At 70.8% G+C, this 20,563-nt stretch carries 23 protein-coding genes, 1 tRNA gene and 1 riboswitch; of the genes, 7 read left to right on the forward strand and 17 right to left on the reverse strand.

The genetic code is table 11. The features are described from left to right. The 8 genes from DKG75_RS14030 to DKG75_RS14065 are packed head-to-tail and all read right to left on the reverse strand — an operon-like array spanning nucleotide 1 to nucleotide 7,009. A complete protein-coding gene (locus DKG75_RS14030) occupies nucleotides 1-1,575 on the reverse strand; it encodes a proton-conducting transporter transmembrane domain-containing protein (protein WP_109921762.1) in 1,575 nt (524 codons plus the stop codon). Next, a complete protein-coding gene (locus tag DKG75_RS14035; RefSeq protein WP_109921763.1) occupies nucleotides 1,572-3,065 on the reverse strand; it encodes a proton-conducting transporter transmembrane domain-containing protein in 1,494 nt (497 codons plus the stop codon). The genes DKG75_RS14030 and DKG75_RS14035 overlap by 4 nt, the downstream gene beginning before the upstream one ends. Nucleotides 3,066-3,069: 4 nt before the next feature. Beyond that, nucleotides 3,070-4,554 carry a proton-conducting transporter transmembrane domain-containing protein gene (locus DKG75_RS14040; RefSeq protein WP_109921764.1) on the reverse strand — a complete coding sequence of 495 codons (1,485 nt, stop codon included), beginning with the start codon at nucleotides 4,552-4,554 and terminating at the stop codon, nucleotides 3,070-3,072. Then, nucleotides 4,551-4,934, reverse strand: coding sequence for a cation:proton antiporter subunit C (locus DKG75_RS14045; RefSeq protein ID WP_109921765.1), 384 nt, complete (start codon nucleotides 4,932-4,934; stop codon nucleotides 4,551-4,553). The genes DKG75_RS14040 and DKG75_RS14045 overlap by 4 nt, the downstream gene beginning before the upstream one ends. Next, on the reverse strand, nucleotides 4,931-5,905 hold the full coding sequence (locus DKG75_RS14050) for a DUF4040 domain-containing protein (protein ID WP_109921766.1): 975 nt from the start codon (nucleotides 5,903-5,905) through the stop codon (nucleotides 4,931-4,933). Before DKG75_RS14050 ends, DKG75_RS14045 begins: the two co-directional genes overlap by 4 nt. Before the next feature lie 3 nt (nucleotides 5,906-5,908). Further along, nucleotides 5,909-6,262, reverse strand: a complete 354-nt coding sequence (gene mnhG, locus DKG75_RS14055) for a monovalent cation/H(+) antiporter subunit G (RefSeq protein ID WP_109921767.1) — start codon at nucleotides 6,260-6,262, stop codon at nucleotides 5,909-5,911. Further along, entirely contained in the window at nucleotides 6,259-6,516 is a 258-nt protein-coding gene (locus tag DKG75_RS14060) for an MrpF/PhaF family protein (RefSeq protein WP_109921768.1), read from the reverse strand. The genes mnhG and DKG75_RS14060 overlap by 4 nt, the downstream gene beginning before the upstream one ends. 1 nt (nucleotide 6,517) lies before the next feature. After that, entirely contained in the window at nucleotides 6,518-7,009 is a 492-nt protein-coding gene (locus tag DKG75_RS14065; protein WP_109921769.1) for a Na+/H+ antiporter subunit E, read from the reverse strand. Between the two features lie 307 nt (nucleotides 7,010-7,316). Between DKG75_RS14065 and DKG75_RS14070 the strand changes: the two genes are divergently transcribed. Then, the gene (locus DKG75_RS14070; protein WP_109921770.1) at nucleotides 7,317-7,850 is read left to right on the forward strand and encodes a cold-shock protein; all 534 of its coding nucleotides are present in this window, start codon (nucleotides 7,317-7,319) and stop codon (nucleotides 7,848-7,850) included. Nucleotides 7,851-7,915: 65 nt separating this feature from the next. Here the strand turns inward: DKG75_RS14070 and DKG75_RS14075 are convergent, their stop codons facing one another. The 3 genes from DKG75_RS14075 to DKG75_RS14085 all read right to left on the reverse strand — a co-directional run bounded on the left by DKG75_RS14075 (nucleotide 7,916) and on the right by DKG75_RS14085 (nucleotide 10,439). Continuing rightward, nucleotides 7,916-8,854 carry an ABC transporter substrate-binding protein gene (locus DKG75_RS14075; protein ID WP_109921771.1) on the reverse strand — a complete coding sequence of 313 codons (939 nt, stop codon included), beginning with the start codon at nucleotides 8,852-8,854 and terminating at the stop codon, nucleotides 7,916-7,918. After that, nucleotides 8,851-9,648, reverse strand: coding sequence for an ABC transporter permease (locus DKG75_RS14080; protein ID WP_109921772.1), 798 nt, complete (start codon nucleotides 9,646-9,648; stop codon nucleotides 8,851-8,853). Before DKG75_RS14080 ends, DKG75_RS14075 begins: the two co-directional genes overlap by 4 nt. Beyond that, nucleotides 9,645-10,439, reverse strand: coding sequence for an ABC transporter ATP-binding protein (locus DKG75_RS14085; protein WP_109921773.1), 795 nt, complete (start codon nucleotides 10,437-10,439; stop codon nucleotides 9,645-9,647). Before DKG75_RS14085 ends, DKG75_RS14080 begins: the two co-directional genes overlap by 4 nt. Then, nucleotides 10,433-10,539, reverse strand: a riboswitch (TPP riboswitch). Its footprint overlaps the gene before it by 7 nt. A 79-nt stretch (nucleotides 10,540-10,618) precedes the next feature. Between DKG75_RS14085 and DKG75_RS14090 the strand changes: the two genes are divergently transcribed. After that, nucleotides 10,619-10,695, forward strand: a tRNA-Pro gene (locus tag DKG75_RS14090). Between the two features lie 225 nt (nucleotides 10,696-10,920). On the opposite strand, the gene DKG75_RS14095 is transcribed toward DKG75_RS14090, so the two are convergent. Together DKG75_RS14095 and DKG75_RS14100 are read right to left on the reverse strand one after the other, a co-directional pair. Beyond that, complete coding sequence (locus DKG75_RS14095; RefSeq protein ID WP_109921774.1) at nucleotides 10,921-11,220, reverse strand: HigA family addiction module antitoxin; 300 nt, start codon at nucleotides 11,218-11,220, stop codon at nucleotides 10,921-10,923. Next, on the reverse strand, nucleotides 11,220-11,492 hold the full coding sequence (locus tag DKG75_RS14100; protein ID WP_109921775.1) for a type II toxin-antitoxin system RelE/ParE family toxin: 273 nt from the start codon (nucleotides 11,490-11,492) through the stop codon (nucleotides 11,220-11,222). Before DKG75_RS14100 ends, DKG75_RS14095 begins: the two co-directional genes overlap by 1 nt. A gap of 314 nt (nucleotides 11,493-11,806) precedes the next feature. Here DKG75_RS14100 and DKG75_RS14105 point away from each other — a divergent pair, with 314 nt between their 5' ends. Genes DKG75_RS14105 through DKG75_RS14120 form a run of 4 tightly spaced genes read left to right on the forward strand, consistent with a single transcriptional unit; the run spans nucleotide 11,807 to nucleotide 15,794 of the window. Next, on the forward strand, nucleotides 11,807-13,102 hold the full coding sequence (locus tag DKG75_RS14105; RefSeq protein WP_243746618.1) for an aminotransferase family protein: 1,296 nt from the start codon (nucleotides 11,807-11,809) through the stop codon (nucleotides 13,100-13,102). A 3-nt stretch (nucleotides 13,103-13,105) separates the two neighbouring features. Beyond that, nucleotides 13,106-14,038, forward strand: a complete 933-nt coding sequence (gene kce, locus DKG75_RS14110) for a 3,5-dioxohexanoate:acetyl-CoA acetone transferase (RefSeq protein WP_109921777.1) — start codon at nucleotides 13,106-13,108, stop codon at nucleotides 14,036-14,038. Further along, complete coding sequence (locus DKG75_RS14115; RefSeq protein WP_243746617.1) at nucleotides 14,035-14,511, forward strand: GNAT family N-acetyltransferase; 477 nt, start codon at nucleotides 14,035-14,037, stop codon at nucleotides 14,509-14,511. The genes kce and DKG75_RS14115 overlap by 4 nt, the downstream gene beginning before the upstream one ends. Continuing rightward, a complete protein-coding gene (locus DKG75_RS14120; protein WP_109921778.1) occupies nucleotides 14,508-15,794 on the forward strand; it encodes a M20 family metallopeptidase in 1,287 nt (428 codons plus the stop codon). Before DKG75_RS14115 ends, DKG75_RS14120 begins: the two co-directional genes overlap by 4 nt. Nucleotides 15,795-15,797: 3 nt before the next feature. Here the strand turns inward: DKG75_RS14120 and DKG75_RS14125 are convergent, their stop codons facing one another. Then, nucleotides 15,798-17,108 carry a cobyrinic acid a,c-diamide synthase CobB gene (locus DKG75_RS14125; RefSeq protein WP_109921779.1) on the reverse strand — a complete coding sequence of 437 codons (1,311 nt, stop codon included), beginning with the start codon at nucleotides 17,106-17,108 and terminating at the stop codon, nucleotides 15,798-15,800. 29 nt (nucleotides 17,109-17,137) lie between these two features. Between DKG75_RS14125 and DKG75_RS14130 the strand changes: the two genes are divergently transcribed. Continuing rightward, nucleotides 17,138-18,208 (forward strand): cobalt-precorrin-5B (C(1))-methyltransferase, encoded by a 1,071-nt coding sequence (locus DKG75_RS14130; RefSeq protein WP_109921780.1) that lies wholly within the window; start codon nucleotides 17,138-17,140, stop codon nucleotides 18,206-18,208. Here DKG75_RS14130 and cobM read toward each other — a convergent pair. Genes cobM through cbiE form a run of 3 tightly spaced genes read right to left on the reverse strand, consistent with a single transcriptional unit; the run spans nucleotide 18,199 to nucleotide 20,563 of the window. Continuing rightward, the gene (cobM, locus tag DKG75_RS14135; protein ID WP_109921781.1) at nucleotides 18,199-18,969 is read right to left on the reverse strand and encodes a precorrin-4 C(11)-methyltransferase; all 771 of its coding nucleotides are present in this window, start codon (nucleotides 18,967-18,969) and stop codon (nucleotides 18,199-18,201) included. The genes DKG75_RS14130 and cobM overlap by 10 nt on opposite strands. Further along, complete coding sequence (locus DKG75_RS14140; protein WP_166646596.1) at nucleotides 18,966-19,346, reverse strand: cobalamin biosynthesis protein; 381 nt, start codon at nucleotides 19,344-19,346, stop codon at nucleotides 18,966-18,968. Before DKG75_RS14140 ends, cobM begins: the two co-directional genes overlap by 4 nt. Next, nucleotides 19,325-20,563, reverse strand: coding sequence for a precorrin-6y C5,15-methyltransferase (decarboxylating) subunit CbiE (cbiE, locus tag DKG75_RS14145; protein ID WP_109921783.1), 1,239 nt, complete (start codon nucleotides 20,561-20,563; stop codon nucleotides 19,325-19,327). Before cbiE ends, DKG75_RS14140 begins: the two co-directional genes overlap by 22 nt.

The following is a 20,563-nucleotide window of genomic DNA, read 5'->3' on the forward strand; positions in this document are numbered from 1 at the left end:
TCAACCGAAGGAGACGATCAGCACGATCGTCAGCACGGTCAAGGTCCAGAGCACGCTATCGCCCAGCGCGCCGCGATTGAAGAGGCGCGACAGGCCGAGCAGGCCCCGGCCGCCGATGCGCCCGCCGCCGGCGAGAAGCCGGTCCGATCGCGCGCCCAGCCGGGCGAGAAGGGTGCCGAGGGGCCGGAACAGGTCGATGGCGCCGATCGCCCATCCCGGCTGCGGCACCGCCAGCACCATGAGCGCGCCGTCCCGCCCGGGCAAGGCCCGGCCGAGGGGTGAGAGGAGAAGGGCGGAGACGAGCGCCAGCGCCGCCCCCTGGACCAGCAGCGGCGTCAGGTGAAAGGCCGCACCGGCATGGGGCGTGAGCAGGGCGCCGAAACTGCCGACCGCGAAGCCTGCAAGGGTGAGCAGGAGAACGGCCAACCCCTCCCGCAGGGGCAGGGCCGGGGCGCCGGGGGCTGCCGCGCAGCGCTCGATCAGCGGCCGCAGCCCGGCGGTGGCGAAGACGATGGCGCCGACCACGACGATGACGATATCCGCCCAGCCGAGCCCGGCATGGATCAGCGCCTCGCCGATCACCGCCTTGCCGCCGTAACCGGCCAGCCCCGGCAGGCCGATCGACAGCGTGGCCGCCAGGGCTGCCGGGCGCAGGCCCCGGGGGGCCCGGCCATCCCGCGCCTCCAGGCTGCCGGCGACCAGGAACAGCAAGCTCGCATAGAGGACATGGCCGACGGCGAGAAGGCCGGTGCCGGCCAGCGCCTCCGGGCTGCCGATGCCGATGCCGATCACCATCACGCCCAATTGGCTGACCAGGGCCCAGGCCAGCAGCCGGCGCCAGTGGCGTTCGAACAATGTGGGCAGGACGCCGCCGACCGCCATCACCAGCCCCAGCCAGAGAAGCAGGGGTTCACCCGGATAGAGCCGGGCGAGGGCGACGACCGCGACCTTGGTGGCGATGGCGGAGAGGAAGAGGGTGCCGGTCGGGCTCGCCGCCGGATAGGCATGGATCAGCCAGCCATGGGCCGGCGGCAGCGCCGCCTTGATGCCGAGCGCGATCAGCACCGCGATGCCCGCCGCCCCCAGGGGCGCGCCCCCGGGCCCGATGGCGATGGCCGCCAGCAGCAGGACGCCGGCCAGGACCTGCAACAGGAGATAGGCAAGGCCGGCCCGCACCGCTTCGGGGCTGCCGCCGGCCATGACGATGAGGGCCGAGGCGATGGCGATCACCTCGGTCCAGATCATCAGGCCGGCCAGGCTGGTCGAGGCAAGGGCGGCGACACCGGCGCCGGTGGCGACGAGGCCGGCACCGACCGCGATACGGTCGCGCTGGCCGGCGGCGAACAGAAGCCCGGCCGCCGCCGCCAGATGGAACGCGAGGACCAGCGCCCCGTCCAGGGGGGCGAAGCCCGGGCCGGGCGCGAAGACGATCAGGGCAAGGCTGGCGACCACCCCGGCCCAGCCGGCAACGCGATGGGCGACGGGATGGGCGATGGCCGCGGCCAGCAGGCCGGCGAGCAGCAGGGGCCAGCCGGGCGGCAGGGCGGCGGGATCGAAGGCAAGCGCCGCGGTCATGGCAGGGCCCCCAGGCCGATGGCGGGCGCGATGAAGCGGAGAATCGCCGGCGCCGCCAGGAACAGCAGGATGCAGCCCGTCGCGGTCACCACGGGCGGAATCAGGGCGAGCAGGGGCAGGCGGCGGCCGTCTTCGTCCTGCGCCTGCCCGTGCGGGGAGAGACCGTCGTCCCCCGGCCGGCGGAAACAGGCCTGGATCACCACCGGCAGCAGGTAGCCGAGGGTGAGCAAGGTCGACAGGCCGAGGCAGACCGCCAGCAGGATCAGGTGGCGGTCGAGGGCGGCTTCGAGCAGCAGGTATTTCGGCCACAGGCCGCCGAAGGGCGGCAGGCCGGCGACCGACAGCGCCCCGAACAGGAAGGCGACCATCAGCAGCGGCACCCTGGGGCCGATGCCGGCGATTTCGGAGAGTTTCTTCTTGTGGGTCGCGATCTGGATGGCGCCGGCGCCGAAGAAGAGGGTGATCTTGCCCCAGGCATGCATGACCAGTTGCAGCACGCCGGCGGCGATCGCCAGGGGCTCCGCCAGGGCGACGGCCAGGGTCACCATGGCCAGTTGGGCCACGGTCGAATAGGCGAGGCGGGCCTTCAGGTCGTCCTTGGTCATGGCGATCAGGCTGGCGGCGATGACGCTGGCCGCGGCGATCACCGCCAGCACGTCGCCCGGGCCGCGGGCGATGGTGTCGAGCCCGAAGATATAGACGGCGATCTTCAGCAGGGTGAAGGCCCCCGCCTTGACCACGGCGACCGCGTGCAGCAGGGCGGAGACCGGCGTCGGCGCGACCATGGCCGCCGGCAGCCAGCCGTGCAGCGGCATCAGCGCCGCCTTGCCCACCCCATAGGCATAGAGGAGAAGGAGAACGGTCAGGGCCCCGTCGCCGAGCCGCCCGGCGAGGATGCCGCCGGCGGTGAAGTCAAGGGTCCCGGCCGCGGCCCAGGTCCAGACCAGGGCGCCGAGGAAGGGCACCAGGGAGGTCGCCAGCAGATAGCCGAGATAGCGCCGTGCCCCGGCGATCGCCCCTTCGGTCTGCCAATGGACCACCAGGGGATAGGTGACGAGGGTCAGCACCTCGTAGGCGACGAAGAGGGTGGCGAGATTGCCGGCCAGCGCGATCGCCATGGCCGCCGACAGGGCAAGGGCGAAACAGGCGTAGAAACGGGTCTGGCGCGGGGCATGTTCCGCCCGCATATAGCCGATCGAATAGAGCGAGTTGAGGCCCCAGAGCCCGGCGGCGACCCCGGCGAAGACGAGGCCGATCGGCTCCGCCCGCAGGCTGAGGCTGAAGCCGGGCAGGATCTCCGCCAGCACCAGGGGCGTTGCCGTCGCCGCGTCGAAACCCGCGATCAGCAGGCCGGCGACGATCGCAAGGCCGGCGGCGCCGGCCAGGGTCACGGCCTCGCGCAGGGTCGGCACCTTGTCCGCCGCCAGGATCAGCAGGGCGGCCGCCAGCGGCAGCAGGATCGCCGCCAGCATCAGGTCGTGCGGGGTCATGGCGTCAGCCCCCTCCCCCGACGATCTGGCCGGCGATCCGGGTCGCAAGCTCGACCACGGGGCGGCTGTCGATGCCGAGCCCGATGGTCGCCGCCGCCAGCACGCCGGCCGGCAGCAGGAAGGCGGGGTGCAGGTCGCCCTTCGGCATGTCTTCCGCCGGCGGCGCCAGCATGGCCGCCTCGACCACGCGCCAGATGTAGACGACGGTGATCAGCGAGGCGAGCAGGATGCCGCCCGCGACCAGCCACAGGTCGCGCCCGGCGGCGATTTGAAGGACCGCGAGCTTGGAGACGAAGCCCGCGGTCAGCGGTACGCCGATCAGCCCGAGCCCGGCGACGACGAGCAGGGCGAAGGCGATCGGCATCTGCCGCGACAGGCCGGCCAGGGCGGCAAGGCCGGCGCTGCCGCGCCGGTGCACGATGCCGGCGGTGACCGCGAAGGCCCCGCCCTTGATGATCGCGTGGTTGAACAGGTTGATCAGGGCGGCGGCGATGCCCGCGACCCCGCCGAGGCCGAGCGCCGCCAGCATCAGGCCGAGATTGGCGATCGAGGAAAAGGCGAGCAGGCGCTTCAGGTCCTTCGAGGTCACGGCCATGACCGAACCGGTGATCAGCATGGCAAGGCCGATCGGCGGCAGCAGGGCGGCGAAATTCACCCGGCCCAGTTCCCCGGGGGTCTGGAACACCAGGTCGGCCAGGCGGATCAGCAGGTAGAGCGAAACCTTGGTCGCGGTCATCGCCAGGAAGGTGGTGACCGCGGCGGGCGCATAGGCATAGGCATTGGGCAGCCAGCGGTGCAGGGGCAGCATGGCCGCCTTCAGCGCGAGGCCGACGAAGAGGAAGGACGAGCCGACGATGATCGCCCGCCGCCCGGCCCCGGGCAACCGCTCGCCGAGGTCGGCCATGTTGAGGGTGCCGGTCGCGATATAAAGGAAGGCGATGCCGATGACGAAGAAGGTCGCCCCGGTCGCGCCCAGCACCAGATAGTCGAAGGCGGCGGTCAGTGCCCGGCGGTCGCGCCCGGCCCCGGCCGCGATCAGCACATAGGTCGACAGCGACGCGATTTCGAGGAAGACGAAGACATTGAACAGGTCGCCGGTGACGACCATGCCGATCAGGCCGGCCAGGCACAGCAGGAAGGCGGCGAACAGGCGCGGCCGGTCGCCCGGCGCCACCTCGGGCCCCAGCGCGGTCGGCAGCATCAGGGCGGTGAGCGTGCCGCTGCCGGCGATCAGCACGGTCATGGCGGCGGCGAGAAGGTCTATCCGGTATTCGATGCCGATCGGCGGCAGCCAATTGCCGAGCGGATAGGAGATCACCGCACCGTCAAGGGCGGGCACCAGCAGGTAGAGCGCAAGGGCGAGGTCGAGGGCGGCGACGATCGCGGTGGCGGCGCCGGCCAGGGCCGGGCGGGGCAGGACGGCGACGACCGGCGCCGCAAGCAGGGGCAGCACGACCACCAGGACCGGGGCGTGGTCCAGGATCGTCATGAGCCCGGCCCCCCGGCTGCCGGCTGGTCGGGGGCCGCCAGGGGCTGCAATTCATCGTCCTCGATGGTGCCGAAGGCTTCGCGGATGCGGACGGCAAGGGCAAGGCCGACCGCCAGCGTGGCGACGCCGACCACGATCGCGGTCAGGATCAGCACCGAGGGCAGGGGGTTGGTATAGGTGGCGAAGGCATCGTTCAGGATCGGCGGCGTGCCGCCCTCGACCACGCCGGCGGCGATATAGAGCAGGAAGACGGAAACCTGGAAAATGCCGAGGCCGACCAGTTTCTTCACCAGATTGCCCTGGGCGATGACGATATAGAGGCCGGTCATCATCAGGATGACCACCGCCCAATAGGGCAGAAGGCCGATCAGGTCCTTCATGATTGACCCCGGCTGGCGAAACGCTGGTAGAGGATGACCATGACGCAGGCGACGGTCATGAAGACGCCGAGTTCGATCAGGGTCAGGCCGATCTGCTGCCCGGCCGGCCGCGCGCCCAGGGCGTCGTAGTCGAGGAAGCGGTGGCCAAGAAGGATGGTCGCCACCCCGGTCCCGCCATAGGTGAGGACGCCGAGGGCGGCGATCACCCGCAAGATCCGTTCGGGGACCAATTGGTTCAGCCGGTCGATGCCGAAGGTGAGCCCGTAGAGGATCATGGCCCCGCCGAGAATGGCGCCGGCCTGGAACCCGCCCCCGGGGCTGTAGGCGCCGTGGAACTGGACATAGGGGGCCAGGAACAGGGTCAGGGGGATGAACAGGGTGGCGACGCCGCGCAGCACCACGTCCCGGTCCCGGCGCGCCGGCGCTTCGCCCCGGGCGAGCGGCCGGGACTGGGCACCGCCGAGCAGGATGAGGACGCCGAGCGCGGCGGTGAAGACGACCACGGTCTCGCCCATCGTGTCGTAGCCGCGGTAGGCGCCAAGGACGGCGGTGACGATGTTGGGGACGCCGATCTCCGTCGCCGTTTCGGTGATGTAATGGGGCGCGACGTGGCTCTGCGCCGGGGCCCGGGGATCGCCGAAGCGCGGCAGTTCCAGGGTGCCGTAGATGAGCGCCAGGCCGCAGATGCAGGCGGCGGCGAGGCCGGCGGCGGAGGCGCGCCGCCCGCCCGGCTTTTCCCGCCGGCCGGTCAGGCGGATGGCGGCGATGGTGAGCACGGTGGCGACGCCGGCGCCGACGCAGGCCTCGGTGAAGGCGACGTCGGGCGCATCGAACAGGACGAAGACGGCGCAGCAGATGAAGCTGAAGATGCCCGACAGCATGGCGACGACGAGCAGGTCGCGCATGAAGGCGATCGCGATCCCGGTGGCGCAGAGTGCCGCGAGAAGGCCGACCATCAGGAAGGTTTCCATGGCCTATTCCCCCGGTTGGGCCGGCGGCGGCCGGTCGCCGTCGAGGGCGGGGCGGACCCCGCTGCGAAAGGCGGCGCGGGCCAGCGCATGGCAGGAGGTGGGCGAGGCGAAGAGCACGACCACGAGGACGACCAGCAGTTTCAGGGCGATCAGCAGGTCGGGCGATAGCACGGCAAGGCCGAGCAGCACGCCGAGCGCGCCGGCAGTATCGGTAATGCCGGCGGCATGGGCCCGGGTATAGAATTCGGGCAGGCGCAGCAGGCCGAACGCGCCGACCAGCGCGGCCAGGGCGCCGGCCAGCAGCAGGCCGCCGCCCAGCGCGTCGCGGGCAAGGTCGAAGAGGTCGGCCGCGCTCATGCCCGCTCCCTCTCGCCGATCAGGTAACGCATGACGGCCACCGTGCCGATCAGGTTGAGCACGGCATAGATGAGGGCGATGTCGATGAAGTCGTAGCGGTCGGTGGCGAAGCCGAGCACGGCGATCAGCAGGATGGTCTTGGTGCCGATCAGGTTGAGGGCGAGGATCCGGTCGAACACGGTCGGCCCCGCCAGCGCCCGAATCAGGGCCAGCGCCAGGGTGGCGAACAGGGCGGCGGCGGCGGCGAACAGCATGTCAGCCGCGCCGCCCGCGAAAATTTTCATCGAGGGCGAGGCAGCGTCGGTCCATCTCGCCCTCTTGCAGTGCCGCGATTCCCTCGCGGTGCAGCGCATGGATGAGAAAGCGGTCGCCCTCGGCCAGCACCGTGATCGTGCCGGGGGTCAGGGTGATCGAATTGGCATAGAGGGCGCGGCACAGGTCGGTCTTCTGCGACGCCTCGACCCAGGCCATCGACGGCGTCGCCGGCCGCCCGAGGCCAAGGACGCAGCGCGCCACCTCGATATTCGCCTTCACGATCTCGGCCAGCAGCCAGCGCCAATAGATAACCAGCGAAACCACAAGGGAAAACGGCTGGTAGTCGCGGGCGACGAGGCCGAGCCGGGAGAGCAGCAGCACGACCCCGATCACCGACAGGATCGAGGTCGCGAGCAGGAAGGGCGAGAAATGCCCCGACAGGCCGAGCCAGAGAAAATAGAAGGCGGCGCCAAGCAGGATTCGTTGAGTCACCGGCCTCCCTTTCCGCCCCGTTGCCTTCGTCTATACCCGGACAATGTGCATTATCGGGTACCGCTTTGAAAACCAAAATCCACCGAAAGTGTGGCTCTGTCACCTCTCCGATCACTGCGGTGCAGCATTCCTGCATCCAATTGGGTGTGAATTGATCCCAGCCCGACCGTTCATTCCGCGTGACAGGCGATGACGGCGGTGGAATGATAGCGTCATAAAGAACGCAGGAAAATCTGCGCGTAAATATAGGGGGATAGCCAGAAAAGGTGACCTGCCCGTCACTTTTTCAGTGTGGGAAGAGTAGCTCATGGAACATGTCATGGCGGCGGGTGGCGGCGCCGAATTCGCCACAATCGAGATCTCCGGCCGGGTGAAATGGTTCGACATGACGAAGGGGTATGGCTTCGTCACGCCGGGCGACGGTCAGGGGGACGTTCTGCTGCATCTGTCGGCGCTCCGCCAGGCGGGGCTCGACCATGTCGACGAGGGGGCGACCCTTCGGTGCGAGGCCGTGCGCCGGCCAAAGGGGTTCCAGGCCCTGCGGGTGATCGATCACGATCCCTCGACGGCCCTGCCCTCCGACCGGCTCCGCCCGCCGCCGCGCCGGGCCTTGCCCCAGATCGAGGACGCGGGCCAGCCCGTGCCCGCCTCGGTCAAATGGTTCAACCGCGCGCGGGGCTACGGCTTCGTGTCGCGCGGGGAAGGCACGCCCGACATCTTCGTGCATATGGAAGTCCTGCGGCGCTCCGGCGTGCTTGAAGTGGCGCCCGGACAGGCCGTGATGGTCCGTATCGTCGAAAGCGATAAGGGACCGCAAGTCGCCGAACTGAAACCGGACTAGGCATTCCGCAAGGATCAGCCGACGGCGCGTACCGGGCAGGATACGCGCCGTTTTTTTTATGTCCCTCAGGGTGTCGCCGCATAAGCCCCGGCAGGCAGGGCCTCGGCGATCAGGCCGGCCTCCTTCAGGAAGGCGGCGATGCGGGTGAAGCGGCCGGGGTCGAGGGCGGCCGGGCTGGCGGCGAGGCGCGGCACGGTCAGGGTCCAGGCTTCGCGGTTCAGGTCGTCGTTCAGTTCCGGATGCTCCTGCACGAATTGGGCGAAGGCGGCGTCCGGGTGGTTGAGGACATGGGTAGCGCCCTTCTCCAGGGCGCGCAGGAAGCGCGGCAGGCGCGGGTCGGCGGTCTTGTCGGCGGCGGCGACCAGGATCAATTCGTCATAGGCGGGCACGCCGTGGTCCTCGACCGCGAAGATGCGGGCGGGCTTGCCGAGCAGGCGCATTTCCGGGATCTCGAAATTGCGGAAAGCCCCGATCACCGCATCGACCTGGCCCGACGCCAGCGAGGTCGCCAGGGCGAAATTGACATTGACCAGTTCGACGTCGCCGGGCGCCAGCCCCGCGTCCTTCAGCATGGCGCCGAGCAGCGCATCCTCGAACCCTGCGATCGAATAGCCGATCCTGCGGCCCTTGAGGTCGGCCAGCGTCTTCACCGGCCCGTCGGCGATGGTGGCCAGGCAGTTCAGCGGCGTGTCGACCAGGGTGCCGATCCGGCGCAGGGGCAGGCCCTGGTCGACCAGCAGCACCAGTTGCGGCTGATAGGAGACGGCGACATCCGCCTTGCCGGCGGCGACCAGTTTCGGCGGGTCGTTGGGATCGGAGGGGGCGATCAGTTCGACCTCCAGCCCCTCGGCGGCGAAATAGCCCTGCGCCCTGGCGGCGAAGAGGGCGGCATGGTCCGGATTGACCGCCCAGTCCAGCAGCACGGTCAGCCGGTCGGCCGCCTGGGCGGGCAAGGCGAGGGCGGCGGCGAGAAGGGCCGGGGCCAGGGACTTCAGCAGTTTCATCGGGTCGTCTCCTCGAGGGGGGCGGCGTTTCCCGCGGCCCAGGGGGTGAGCCGGCGCATCGACAGGTCGACCAGCCGGTAAAGCAGCAGGGCAATGGCGGCGAGCACGATCAGCGCCGCGAACATCAGGTCGATCTTGGCCCGCGCATTGGCATGGAGCATGAGCCAGCCGAGCCCGCCGGCGGCCCCCACCCATTCGCCGACCACGGCCCCGATCGGGGCGACCGCCGCCGCGATCCGCAGGCCCGAGCCGAGCGCGGGCAGGGCGGCCGGGCCGTAGAGGCGCAGCAGCAGGCGCAGGCGCCGGCCGCGCCGGCCGCTGCCGCCGGTCATCACCTGCGCCATGTCGGTCAGGCCGGGATCGAGCCGGGCGATGCCGTCGGCAAGGGCGATGGTGACCGGAAAGAAGATGATCAGGCAGGTCATGGCGATCTTGGACGCCATGCCGAAGCCGAGCCAGAGCACCAGAAGCGGCGCGATGGCGAAGACCGGCACCGCCTGGCTGGCGATCACCAGCGGCAGGACGATACGGCGCAGGCCCCGGGAGACCGAGAGGACCACCGCCGCCCCGATCCCGAGCATTGTGCCGAGGCCAAGGCCGGCGGCGATTTCGAGCCCGGTCACGGCCCCGTGCCGAAGCAGCAGCTCGCGCTGTTCGACCAGGGCGCGGGCGACCGCCAGCGGGCTCGGCAGGATGAAGGGGGGCGGCGCCGCCAGCAGGATCACCGCCTGCCACAGCAACAGAAGGACGGCGAGCGTCGCCAGCCCCGCAGCGACGGCGCGCAGCCCCGTCATGACCGCTCCTCCGCCGCGCCGAGTGCGGTGAGAAGCATGCCCTGGGCCGCGGCCAGGGCCGCGCTGCCGGCATCGCGCGGCACCGGTTCCGGCGAGGGGGCGACGGCGCGGAGGGTCGCCGGGCGGCCGGCCAGGACGAGGATCCGGTGGCCGAGGCGCAGCGCCTCCTGCGGATCATGGGTGACCAGCAGGACAGTGCACCCGGCCAGCACGCGGGCGGTCTCGCCCTGCAGCCGGTGACGGGTGACGGCATCGAGGGCGGAGAAAGGCTCGTCCATCAGGACGATCGGCGCCGCCTCGTAAAGGGTGCGGGCCAGCGCCACGCGCTGGCGCATGCCGCCCGACAGCGCCCGGGGGTACAACGCTTCAGCGTTCTCGAGGCCGAGTTGGCGCAGCAGGCGGCGCGCCCGTTCGGGATCCGCTGCGTCACCGCGCAGGCGCGCCCCCAGCATGACATTGTCGACGACCCGGGCCCAGGGCAGCAGGTGATCCTGCTGCGCCATCAGGGCGATGCGCCCGGCCAGGGCGCGGCCGTCGTCCGCGCCCACCGTGCCGGCAAGGCCCGGCTGGACAAGCCCGGCGATCAGGCGCAGCAGGCTGGACTTGCCGACCCCGCTCGGGCCCAGCAGGCAGGTGGTCTCGCCGGGGGCGAGGTCGAGGTCGAGACGGTCGAAGTGGCAGGTCGCGCCGTAGACAAGGGAGGCGCAGCGCACCGCCACGCCGGGCGCCGCCTGTATCCCATGTGCGGGTGACGAAGCCCCGGCATCGGCCGGCGGCACCGAAACGACCATGACACCACCCATCCCTACGCCGGCATGAACCGGATCAGGTTCAAGGGGTCGTTCCGCGTGGAACCTCTCAGCCGGCGCTCCGGCTCCCCCGAGTGAAAGAGGGCGGCATGATGCCCGCTTCCGCCATCTGCCGCAAGTGCCGTTGAACCTGCCGCCCCCCTCGTGTATGGAGGGGCCGTCGGGGCGTAGCTCAGCCTGGTAGAGCGCTTGCTTTGGGAGCAAGAAGTCGCAAGTTCGAATCTTGTCGCCCCGACCAGGACTTCGCTCATTTTTTGGCAGACGGTTTTTCCGCTGGTTTTTCCGATGCCGTTCGACGGCTGTTCCCGTCGGTTCGGCGGATGCGGTCGTTCGCGGGGCAGAACCGGTTACACGAGTCGTTTCCCTCGCGTGAGGCGGCTCTTCCCGGGCTGCGGATGAAATGCAGTGCCGGACCGCTTCAACCTCGCCGCAGCCCTGACATCGGCAGCTTTGGCCGTGCTTTTCACTCTGCTGCCTGAACCGGCTCGATCCTGTCCAGTTCGCCGGCCATCTCGGCCCCAAGCACGGCAACATCATAGGCCGCCTGGAGGTTGAGCCAGAACGAGGGACTGTTGCCGAACAGGCGCCCGAGGCGGAGGGCGATGTTCGCGGTTACCGGCTGCCTGCCGCTGAGGATGTCATAAAGCGATTGGCGGGAGATGCGCAGGCGCTCGGCAATCGCGGTCTTCGTCAGGCCGGTGGCGGGAATGAGATCCTCGGCAAGAAGCTCGCCGGGATGCATCGGGGGTAGGGCATTATTCATCAGTGGTAATCCTCCACATCGACATCGATCGCGCCGCCGTCCCATGCCCAGGTCAGCCGATAGTTCCCGGAAAGCCACACCGACCAGCGGGCCGGGACCGCGTGCAGCGCATGAAATTTGAAGCCGGGGAGATTCATGTCCTCGGGCTTCGATGCTGCATCCAGGGCCAGCAGCATTCGCCGCAAACGCGCCTCGTTCTGTACCGGCAGCCTCCGACCGTTGCCGGTGGTGAAGAAGGTCTCCAGGGCCTTGGATCGGAACGTCTTGATCATGCCTGTAAGGTAACGCTTTACGATCGATATGTAAACCAACGCCTTACAAATCATCCCTGGCCGGGCCCTCGATACCGATGGCGATCCTAACCAGTCCACCCTGCTCGGCGTGATGAAAGCCTTGAACATTTCGATCAAGGTGGAAGCGGCTTGATACGTCTGTGGTGGTCGGTCGCCGTCCCCCTTGCCCTTGTCCCCGGGGCGGGCGCAAGCTGCGGAGGTCCTAAATCCAGGGGTCGCTTGTTGAAATGCATGCGGGATCGAATCGCCGGGCCTCCAATCTCTTCTATCAAAGCGGGAGCCGGCGGCCCCCGGTGGACCGGGCGGAGGGGATCTACATCTGGGCCCAGGACGGGCGGCGCTGGATCGACGGCTCGTCGGGCGCCATGGTGGTCAATATCGGGCATGGCAACCGCAACGTCCTCGACGCCATGAAGCGGCAGATGGAGCGGACGACCTTCGCCTATCGCCTGCATTTCGAGAATGACGCGGCCGAAGACCTCGCCACCCGCCTGTGCGACCTGATGCCGCCCGGCTTCGACCGGGTGTTCTTCGTTTCCGGCGGTTCCGAGGCCACCGAGTCCTGCATCAAGCTGGCCCGGCAATATGCGGTCGCGACCGGGCAGGCGGGCCGCTACAAGGTGATCTCGCGCTTTCCCTCCTATCACGGCTGCACCCTGGGGGCCCTGGCGGTGACCGGCTATGCCGCGCTGGCGGCGCCGTTCTCGCCCCTGATGGCGGCCATGCCGAAGATCCCGGCGCCCACCGCCTATCTCGACCGCGACGACCTCACCCCGGCCGGGCGGGGCCTGCGCTATGCCGACATGCTGGAGGCGGCGATCAAGGCCGAGGGGCCGGAAACCGTGCTCGCCTTCATCATGGAGCCGGTCGGCGGCGCCTCGACCGGCGCCCTGGTCGCGCCGGACAGCTATTATCCCCGGGTGCGCGAGATCTGCGACCGCTACGGTGTCCTGCTGATCCACGACGAGGTGATGAGCGGGGCGGGGCGCACCGGCAAATTCCTGGCCGGCGACCATTGGCCGGACGGGCGGCCCGATCTCGTCGCCCTCTCGAAGGGGCTCGGCTCCGGCTATTGTCCCTTGGGCGCCATGGTCGCGCCGGACCGGATCGTCGCGCCCGTGCTGGCGGCGGGGGGCTTCCTGCATGGCTTCACCTATGCCGGCAACCCGCTGGCCAGTGCCGCCGGCCTCGCCGTCCTCGACGAGATGGAGCGCGGCGACATGATCGGCAATGCCGCGCGCATGGGCGCCGTGCTGGCGGCCCGGCTGGAAGGGTTGAAGGCGCGCTTTCCCTTCATCGGCGACGTCCGGGGCAAGGGCCTGCTGCTGGCCGCCGAGCTGGTCGCGGACCCAGGGACCATGGAACCCCTGCCGGCCCGGCTGAACGCCTATCAGCGGCTCGTGGACATCGCCTATGACAAAGGCCTGATCATCTATTCAAGGCGAACCCGGGGCGGTTACGAGGGCGATCATGTCCTGGTCTGCCCGCCCCTGATCATCACCGAGGCGCAGGTCGAGGAATTGATGGCGATCCTGACCGAAAGCCTCGCGGACCTCGCGGCGGAACTGCATCTCCCGGTCGGGGCCTGAGCCATGGCGGCGCGGAAGGTCATCATCACCTGCGCGGTCACCGGCTCGATCCACACCCCGACCATGAGCCCGCACCTGCCGGTCACCCCGGACGAGATCGCCGGGCAGGCGATCGCGGCGGCCGAGGCGGGCGCCGCCATCCTGCACCTCCACGCCCGCGACCCCAAGGACGGCCGGCCGAGCCCGGACCCGGACATCTTCTTCCGCTTCCTGCCGCGCATCCGCCAGGCGACCGACGCGGTGATCAATATAACCACCGGCGGCTCGTCGGCCATGACGCTGGACGAGCGGCTGGCGGCACCGCTGCGCGCCGCGCCGGAAATGTGCTCGCTCAACATGGGCTCGATGAATTTCGGCCTGTTCCCCCTGGTGGAGCGCTATCCGGACTGGCAGCACGACTGGGAGCCGCGCCTGCTGGAGAACACCCGCGACACGATCTTCAAGAATACCTTCAAGGACATAGAGGATATCCTGGAGCGCCTGGGCAAGGGCTGCGGCGCCCGCTTCGAATTCGAATGCTACGATGTCGGCCATCTCTATACCCTGGCCCATTTCCGCGACCGGGGGCTGGTCGAGGGGCCGCTGTTCATCCAGTTCGTGCTCGGCGTGCTGGGCGGCATCGGGCCGGAGCCCGAGAACCTGATCCACATGAAAGGCATCGCCGACCGCCTGTTCGGCCGCGACTACCGTTTCTCGGTGCTTGGGGCGGGGCGTTTCCAGATGCCGCTGGTCACCATGGGCGCCATTCTCGGCGGCCATGTCCGCGTCGGGCTGGAGGACAGCCTTACCCTTGGCCGGGGCCAGTTGGCGACCTCCAACGCGGAACAGGTCCGGCGCATCCGCGCCATTCTCGAAGCCCTGTCCCTCGAGGTGGCGAGCCCGGACGAGGCCCGGGCCATGCTGCACCTGAAGGGCGGCGACAAGGTGGCGTTTTGATCCGCCCCGCCACCATCGAGGATGCGGAGGCCATCCATGCCATGATCCTCGGCATCGGCGCCGCCCTGGATCAGGCCGGCAAGATCCGGGGCACGGTCGAGGACTTGAGGCGTTACGGCTTCGGCGCCGATCCCGCCTTCGAAGCCCTGATCGCCGAGGACGGGGGGCGGACGGTCGGCCTCTGCCTCTATTTCCGTTCGTTCTCCACCTGGCGGGGACGGCCCGGCGCCTATGTCCAGGATCTCTACGTCGATCCGGCCTGCCGCGGCGGCGGCCTTGGCCGGCGCCTGCTGGCGGCCTGTGCCGCGCGCATGGCGGCGCGGGGCGGGACTTATATCCGCCTCTCGGTCGATGCGGCGAACGGGGCGGCGCAAGGGTTTTATCGCCGCGCCGGGTTCCGCCCCGCGGCCGACGACCTGATCCACCAGATCGACGGCGAGGCATTCCAGCGCCTCGCGGGGGAGGCGCCATGACCCTCGACACCGGCCTCGTGGCCGAGATCCGGGCCGCCGTCCGCGCCTTGCAGGGGGCGGGGCTCGGCCACCTGTCCGCCCTGGTCGCGGCCGACAGCACCCTTGGCCGCGAGGCGGCGGCGCAGGACTTGATGGCGGCGCGGTTCAGCGATCTCGGCCTCGCCCTCGACCGCTTCGAGGTCGATCCCGCCCTGATCCGGGACCTGCCCGGTTTCTCGCCCCCGGTGATCGAGGATTACGGCGGGCGCGAGAATGTGGTCGGCCTGCACCGGCCGCATGCGCAAAAGGGCCAGTCCCTGATCCTCAACGGTCACATCGACGTGGTGCCGACCGGGCCGGCGGACCTTTGGACCGGCGGGCCCTTCGTGCCGCGCCTCGACGGCGACCGGCTCTACGGCCGGGGCGCCGGCGACATGAAGGCGGGGATCGTCGCCTATACCCTGGCCTTCGAAGCCCTGCGCGCCCTTGGCTTGCAACCGGCGGCCCCGGTCATCCTGCAATCGGTGATCGAGGAGGAATGCACCGGCAACGGTGCGCTCGCCTGCCTTGCCCGGGGTTACCGGGCCGATGCCGCCATCATTCCCGAGCCGTTCGACCAGAGCCTGCTGGTCGCCCAACTGGGCGTCATGTGGCTGACGGTGGAGGTCGTGGGCCGGCCGGCCCATGTTCTCGACACCGCCGCCGGCATCAATGCGATCGAGGCGGCCCATGCCCTGTTCGGGGCCCTGCGCGGGCTGGAGGCGGCGTGGAACGAGCCGGGTTTCCGCCATGCCTGCTATGGCGATCATCGCCACCCGGTGAATTTCAACCTGGGGCGGGTCGAGGGCGGCGAATGGCCGTCCTCGGTCCCTTGCGCGGCGCGGATCGATGTCCGTGTCGGCTTTTATCCGGGCATGACCATCGCGGCGGTGAAACAGGCGCTGGAGGCGGCGATCGCGCAGGCGGTCGCCACCGATCCGGGCCTGCGGGGGGCGCGGGTGACGGTGCGCTATCGCGGTTTCCAGGCCGAGGGCTGCACCATCGATCCGCAGGACCCGCTGCTGGAAGGCTTGCGCCGGGCCCATGTCCAGGTTTCCGCCAAGCCCCTGGCGGACCTGGCCTCGACCGCGACCACCGATGCCCGTTTCTTCATCCTTTACGGCGATACGCCCGCCACCTGCTATGGCCCGACGGCGGGCAGCATTCACGGCATCGACGAATGGGTCTCGATCCCCAGCATGATGGAGGTCGCCGAAGTCCTGGCCCTGTTCATGGCCGCATGGTGCGGGCTGGAGCAACGCTGACGGTCACGCCGGCGCGATCAGGTGGAAGAAACTGCCGGTGACGGGGCCGCGCCGGCTGCCCCCGGCGGCGACGGGCTGGCCGGCGGCATCCTCCACCTTGAACAAGGGCTCGTCGCCGCCGGTCGCCGCCACGGTCGCATAATGGAATTCATGGCCGCGCAGCTTGAGCCCCTTTGGCCCGAGCGGGCTGGCGGCCAGGGTTTCCGCCAGCCGGTAGCCGAGATGAAGGCGCCGGCGGGAAAAATCGCTCTCCAGGCCCAGCAGGCCGGCCATGGCGTGGCGCGTGCCGTCGGCCGCGACCAGCCCCGCGCCCAGCACCATGTAGCCGCCGCATTCGCCATGGACCGGCTTTTCTGCTGCAAAGCGGCGGAGCCCGGCCATGAAGCGCCCGTTGGCCGCCAGCCGCCCGGCCTGAAGCTCGGGATAGCCGCCGGGCAGCCAGGCGAGGTCGGCATCCGGCGCCGGCGCTTCGTCCGCCAAGGGGGAAAAGGGCAGGATCTCCGCCCCCGCCGCGCGCCAGGACGCCGCCAGATGGGGATAGAGGAAGGAGAAGGCGTCGTCCCGCGCCAGCGCGATCCGCTGCGCCGGCGGCGCCAGGGGCAAGGGCGCCCTGGGCCCGGTGGCCGCCGGCCGGGCCAGCGCCGCCAGCCGGTCGAGGTCGAGGGCCTCCGCCATCGCCGCCGCCAGCCGGTCCAGCAACCCGTCGAGGGCCGGCACTTCCCCGGCCTGGACGAGGCCGAGGTGCCGCTCCTCCAGTTTCGGCAGGGTGTCGCGGTAAAGCGCGCCCAGTACCGGCAGGCCCAGGGCGGCGCAGGCGTCCCCGATCAGCCCGGCATGGCGTGCGCTTGCCACCCGGTTCAGGATGATGCCGGCGATCCGCACATCGGCCCGATAGCGGGCGAAGCCCAGCGCCGTGGCGGCGGCCGACTGCGCCTGACCCGAGACATCGAGGACGAGCACCACCGGCCAGCCGGTCCGGGCCGCGAGATCGGCGCTGGCGCCATGGCCCGAGGCCCCGGGCAGGGCGCCGCCGTCGAACAGGCCCATGGAGCCCTCGACCAGCGCAAGGTCGGCCTCGCCATGGGCGGCGATCAGCCCGTCGATCATCGGGCCGGTCATGGCCCAACTGTCCAGGTTGCAGCCGGGCCGGCCGGTGGCGACGGCATGGAAGGCGGGGTCGATATAGTCGGGCCCGTTCTTGAACGCCTGCACTCTCAGGCCCCGCCGGGCGAAGGCGCGCATCAGGCCGAGGGCGACCGTGGTCTTGCCCGCGCCCGAGCGCGGCGCGGCGATGATGAGGCCGGGCGGGTTCACGGCGCTAGCCCCGTGCTATAGAGGGCGGCATGAGCGATGCCGACCTGCCCCCAAAGGACAATCTCCGCTATGGCTGGACCACCGGTGCCTGCGCCGCGGCGGCGGCCAAGGCGGCGTTCACGGCGCTGGTGACCGGCGATTTCCCGGACCCGGTGACCATCACCCTGCCGAAGGGCCAGCAGCCGGCCTTCGCCCTTGCCGTCACCGGCCTTGCCCCCGGCCGGGCCGAGGCGGGCATCGTCAAGGATGCGGGCGACGATCCGGATGTCACCCACGGCGCCCTGGTGCGGGCCGCGGTGACGCCGGGCCCGGCGGGCGCGGGCGTTCTCTACCGGGCCGGGCCCGGGGTCGGCATGGTCACGCGGGCGGGCCTGCCGGTCCCCCCGGGCGAGCCGGCGATCAACCCCATGCCCCGGGCCATGATCGCCCGCGCCGTCGCCGATGTCGCGGCTGCCACCGGCGCGGCCGGCGATGTGATCGTCGAGGTTTCGGTGGACGGCGGGGCGGAACTGGCGCGGAAGACCCTGAACCCGCGCCTTGGCATCGTCGGCGGGATTTCCATCCTGGGGACCACGGGCATCGTGGTGCCCTTTTCCTGCTCGGCCTGGATTCATTCGATCCATCGGGGCATCGACGTCGCCCGGGCTGCCGGCCTCGGCCATGTCGCGGGCGCCACCGGCTCCACCTCCGAGGCGGCGGTGGCGGCCTTGCTGGGCCTGCCCGAGATCGCCCTGATCGACATGGGCGATTTCGTCGGCGGCATGCTGAAATACCTGCGCCGGCACCCGGTTTCCCGGGTCACCGTCGCCGGCGGCTTCGCCAAGATGACCAAGCTGGCCCAGGGCCTGCTCGACCTGCATTCGCGGCGCGGCGCCCTCGACCTCGGCTTCCTGGCCGGGCTTGCCGGCGATCCCGGCCTTGCCGATTGCAATACCGCACTCGAAGCGTTGCAACGCTGCGAGGCCCGGGGGCTGGACATCGCCGCCCTCGTCGCCCGGCGGGCGCAGGCGGTCGCCGCCGCCACCGTCGAGGGCACGGGGATCGCGGTCGAGGTCATCGTCTTCGACCGGGCGGGCCGCCTGCTCGCCCGTCACGGCTGAAGCTCGGGGCGGCCGCGAAAGCGCCGCTGATAGCTGGGGTCGTAAAGCGCACTCTCGCGGAAATCGGTCGCCGCCAGCGCGGGGCCGACCAGGATGAGCGCGGTGCGTTCCATCGGCGCCGCCGCGACCAGGGCCCGGATGGTCGAGAGCGTGCCGGCGACGATCCGCTCCTCCGGCCAGGTGGCGCGCCAGACCACGGCGATCGGCCCTTCCGGCCCGTAGAAAGGCAGCAGGTCCTCCACCACCCTGTCCAGCACATGGATCGACAGATGCAGGGCGAGGGTGGCGCCGGTCGCGGCGAAGCGGGCCAATTCCTCCCCCGCCGGCATGGGCGAGGCGCGGCCGCCGGTCCGGGTCAGGACCAGGGATTGGGCAAGGCCGGGCAGGGTCAGTTCCCGCTTCAGCGCGGCGGCGGCGGCGGCAAAGCTGGGCACGCCGGGGGTGACGTCATAGGGGATGCCCAGGGCGTCGAGCCGGCGCAATTGCTCGCCCATCGCGCTCCAGACCGAGAGATCGCCGGAATGCAGCCGGGCGACATCCTGGCCCCGCGCCGTCGCCGCCGCGCATTCGGCGATGATCTCGTCCAGCGACAGGGGTGCTGTGTCGATGATGCGCGCCCCCGGCGGGCAATGGGACAGGATCGCCGGATGGACCAGGGAGCCGGCGTGAAGGCAGACCGGCGAGGCCGCGATCAGGTCCCGCCCGCGCAGCGTGATCAGGTCGGGCGCGCCGGGGCCCGCGCCGATGAAATGGATGGTCACGGTCCTTCTCCTTCTGCAAGGGCCAGGGTGGCGCCGGCGCTGGCGATCCGGGACAGGATCAGCCGCCCGCCGGGCCCTGCCGCCGCCAGCGCCGCCGCCTCCGCCACCGAGGGCGTGCCGAGGTGCCGTCCGGCCAGGGCCGAGGGGGTGGTGATCCGCCCAACTTCGTCTGCCAGCCGAGCGGCGGAAAAGCCGGCCAGCGGCAGGCCGAGCGTGGCCGCGGCGGCGGCGAGGCCGGGGGCGGACAGCCGCGCCGCGACGGTGGCGATCAGGTCGGGCCGCCGGCCGCCGCGCGCCAGCAGGTCCAGTATTTCTGCCGCCGGACAGGCGGGGCGGCAGCCGATGCCGGCGACGATCATGGTTTCACCGCCGCCCATTGGGTCACCGTCATGGCCGGCCGGAAGCCGTGCAGCCGGCCGATCGGATCGAGGCGCTCGATGCCGATCCGGGTCAGCGTGCCGCCGAAGCGCGCCACCGCCCCGGCCAGCACCGCGTCCGCCTCCAGGGTGACGCTGTTGGCGACGATGCGGCCGCCCGGCTTCAAATGCCCATAGGCGCCGTCCAGCACGCCCGGCACGGTCAGGCCGCCGCCGATGAAGACCGCATCCGGCGCCGGCAGGCCGGCGAAGGCAGCGGGCGCCGCCCCCTCGACCACGTGCAGGTGCGGCACCCCGAGGCTGGCGGCATTGGCGCGGCAGCGGGCGGCGCGGGCGGGGTCCCGTTCCAGGCCGATGGCGGCAAGGCCGGGGTGGCGCAGCAGCCATTCGATGGCGATGGAACCGGCCCCGGCCCCGACATCCCACAGCAATTCGCCAAGGCGCGGGGCAAGGGCGGCCAGGGTGACGGCGCGAACCTCGCGCTTGGTCAACTGCCCGTCATGGTCGAACCAAGCGTCGGCAAGCCCGGGGGCAAGCGGGATGACGCGGGCATCCGGCCCGGCGGCGACCTCGATCGCCAGCAGGTTCAGAGGCGCGAAGGCGGTGTCCGGAAAAGCGCCGGCCGTGGCCTGGAAATGGCGCTCGCCGGCCCCGCCCAGGTTTTCCAGGATATGCAGGGTGGAGGCGCCGAAGCCCTCGCGCGCCAGCAGGGCGGCGACCGCCGCCGGCGTGCCGCCGTCCGCCGACAGGGCGACGATCCGCGCCCCCGGGTGCAGCAGCGGCCGCAAGGGTTCCAGCGGCCGGCCGCACAGGCTGATCGCCGCGACCCCGGCCACCGGCCAGCCCAGCCGCGCGCAGGCCAGCGACAGGGACGAGGGCGCGGGCAGCACCATGATCTCCCGCGCCGGCAGGTGGCGCGACAAGGTGGCGCCGATACCGTGAAAGAACGGATCGCCCGAGGCGAGCACCACCACCGCCTCGCCCCGCCGGGCGAGGAGGCCGGGCAGGGCCCCGGCCAGCGGGCTCGGCCAGGCCATGGTCTCGCCCTCGATCAGGGCGGCGGCGAGTGCCAGGTGGCGGGCGCCGCCGACCACCAGGCGGCCCGCGCGGATCGCCGCGCAAGCCTTGGGCGACAGGCCCTCGACACCATCGGCGCCGATCCCGATGATGGTCAGCCACGGCGGGGATTCGCCCTCGTCACCGGCATGGACAGGCAT

The organism is Zavarzinia compransoris (assembly GCF_003173055.1).
Lineage (GTDB): Bacteria > Pseudomonadota > Alphaproteobacteria > Zavarziniales > Zavarziniaceae > Zavarzinia > Zavarzinia compransoris.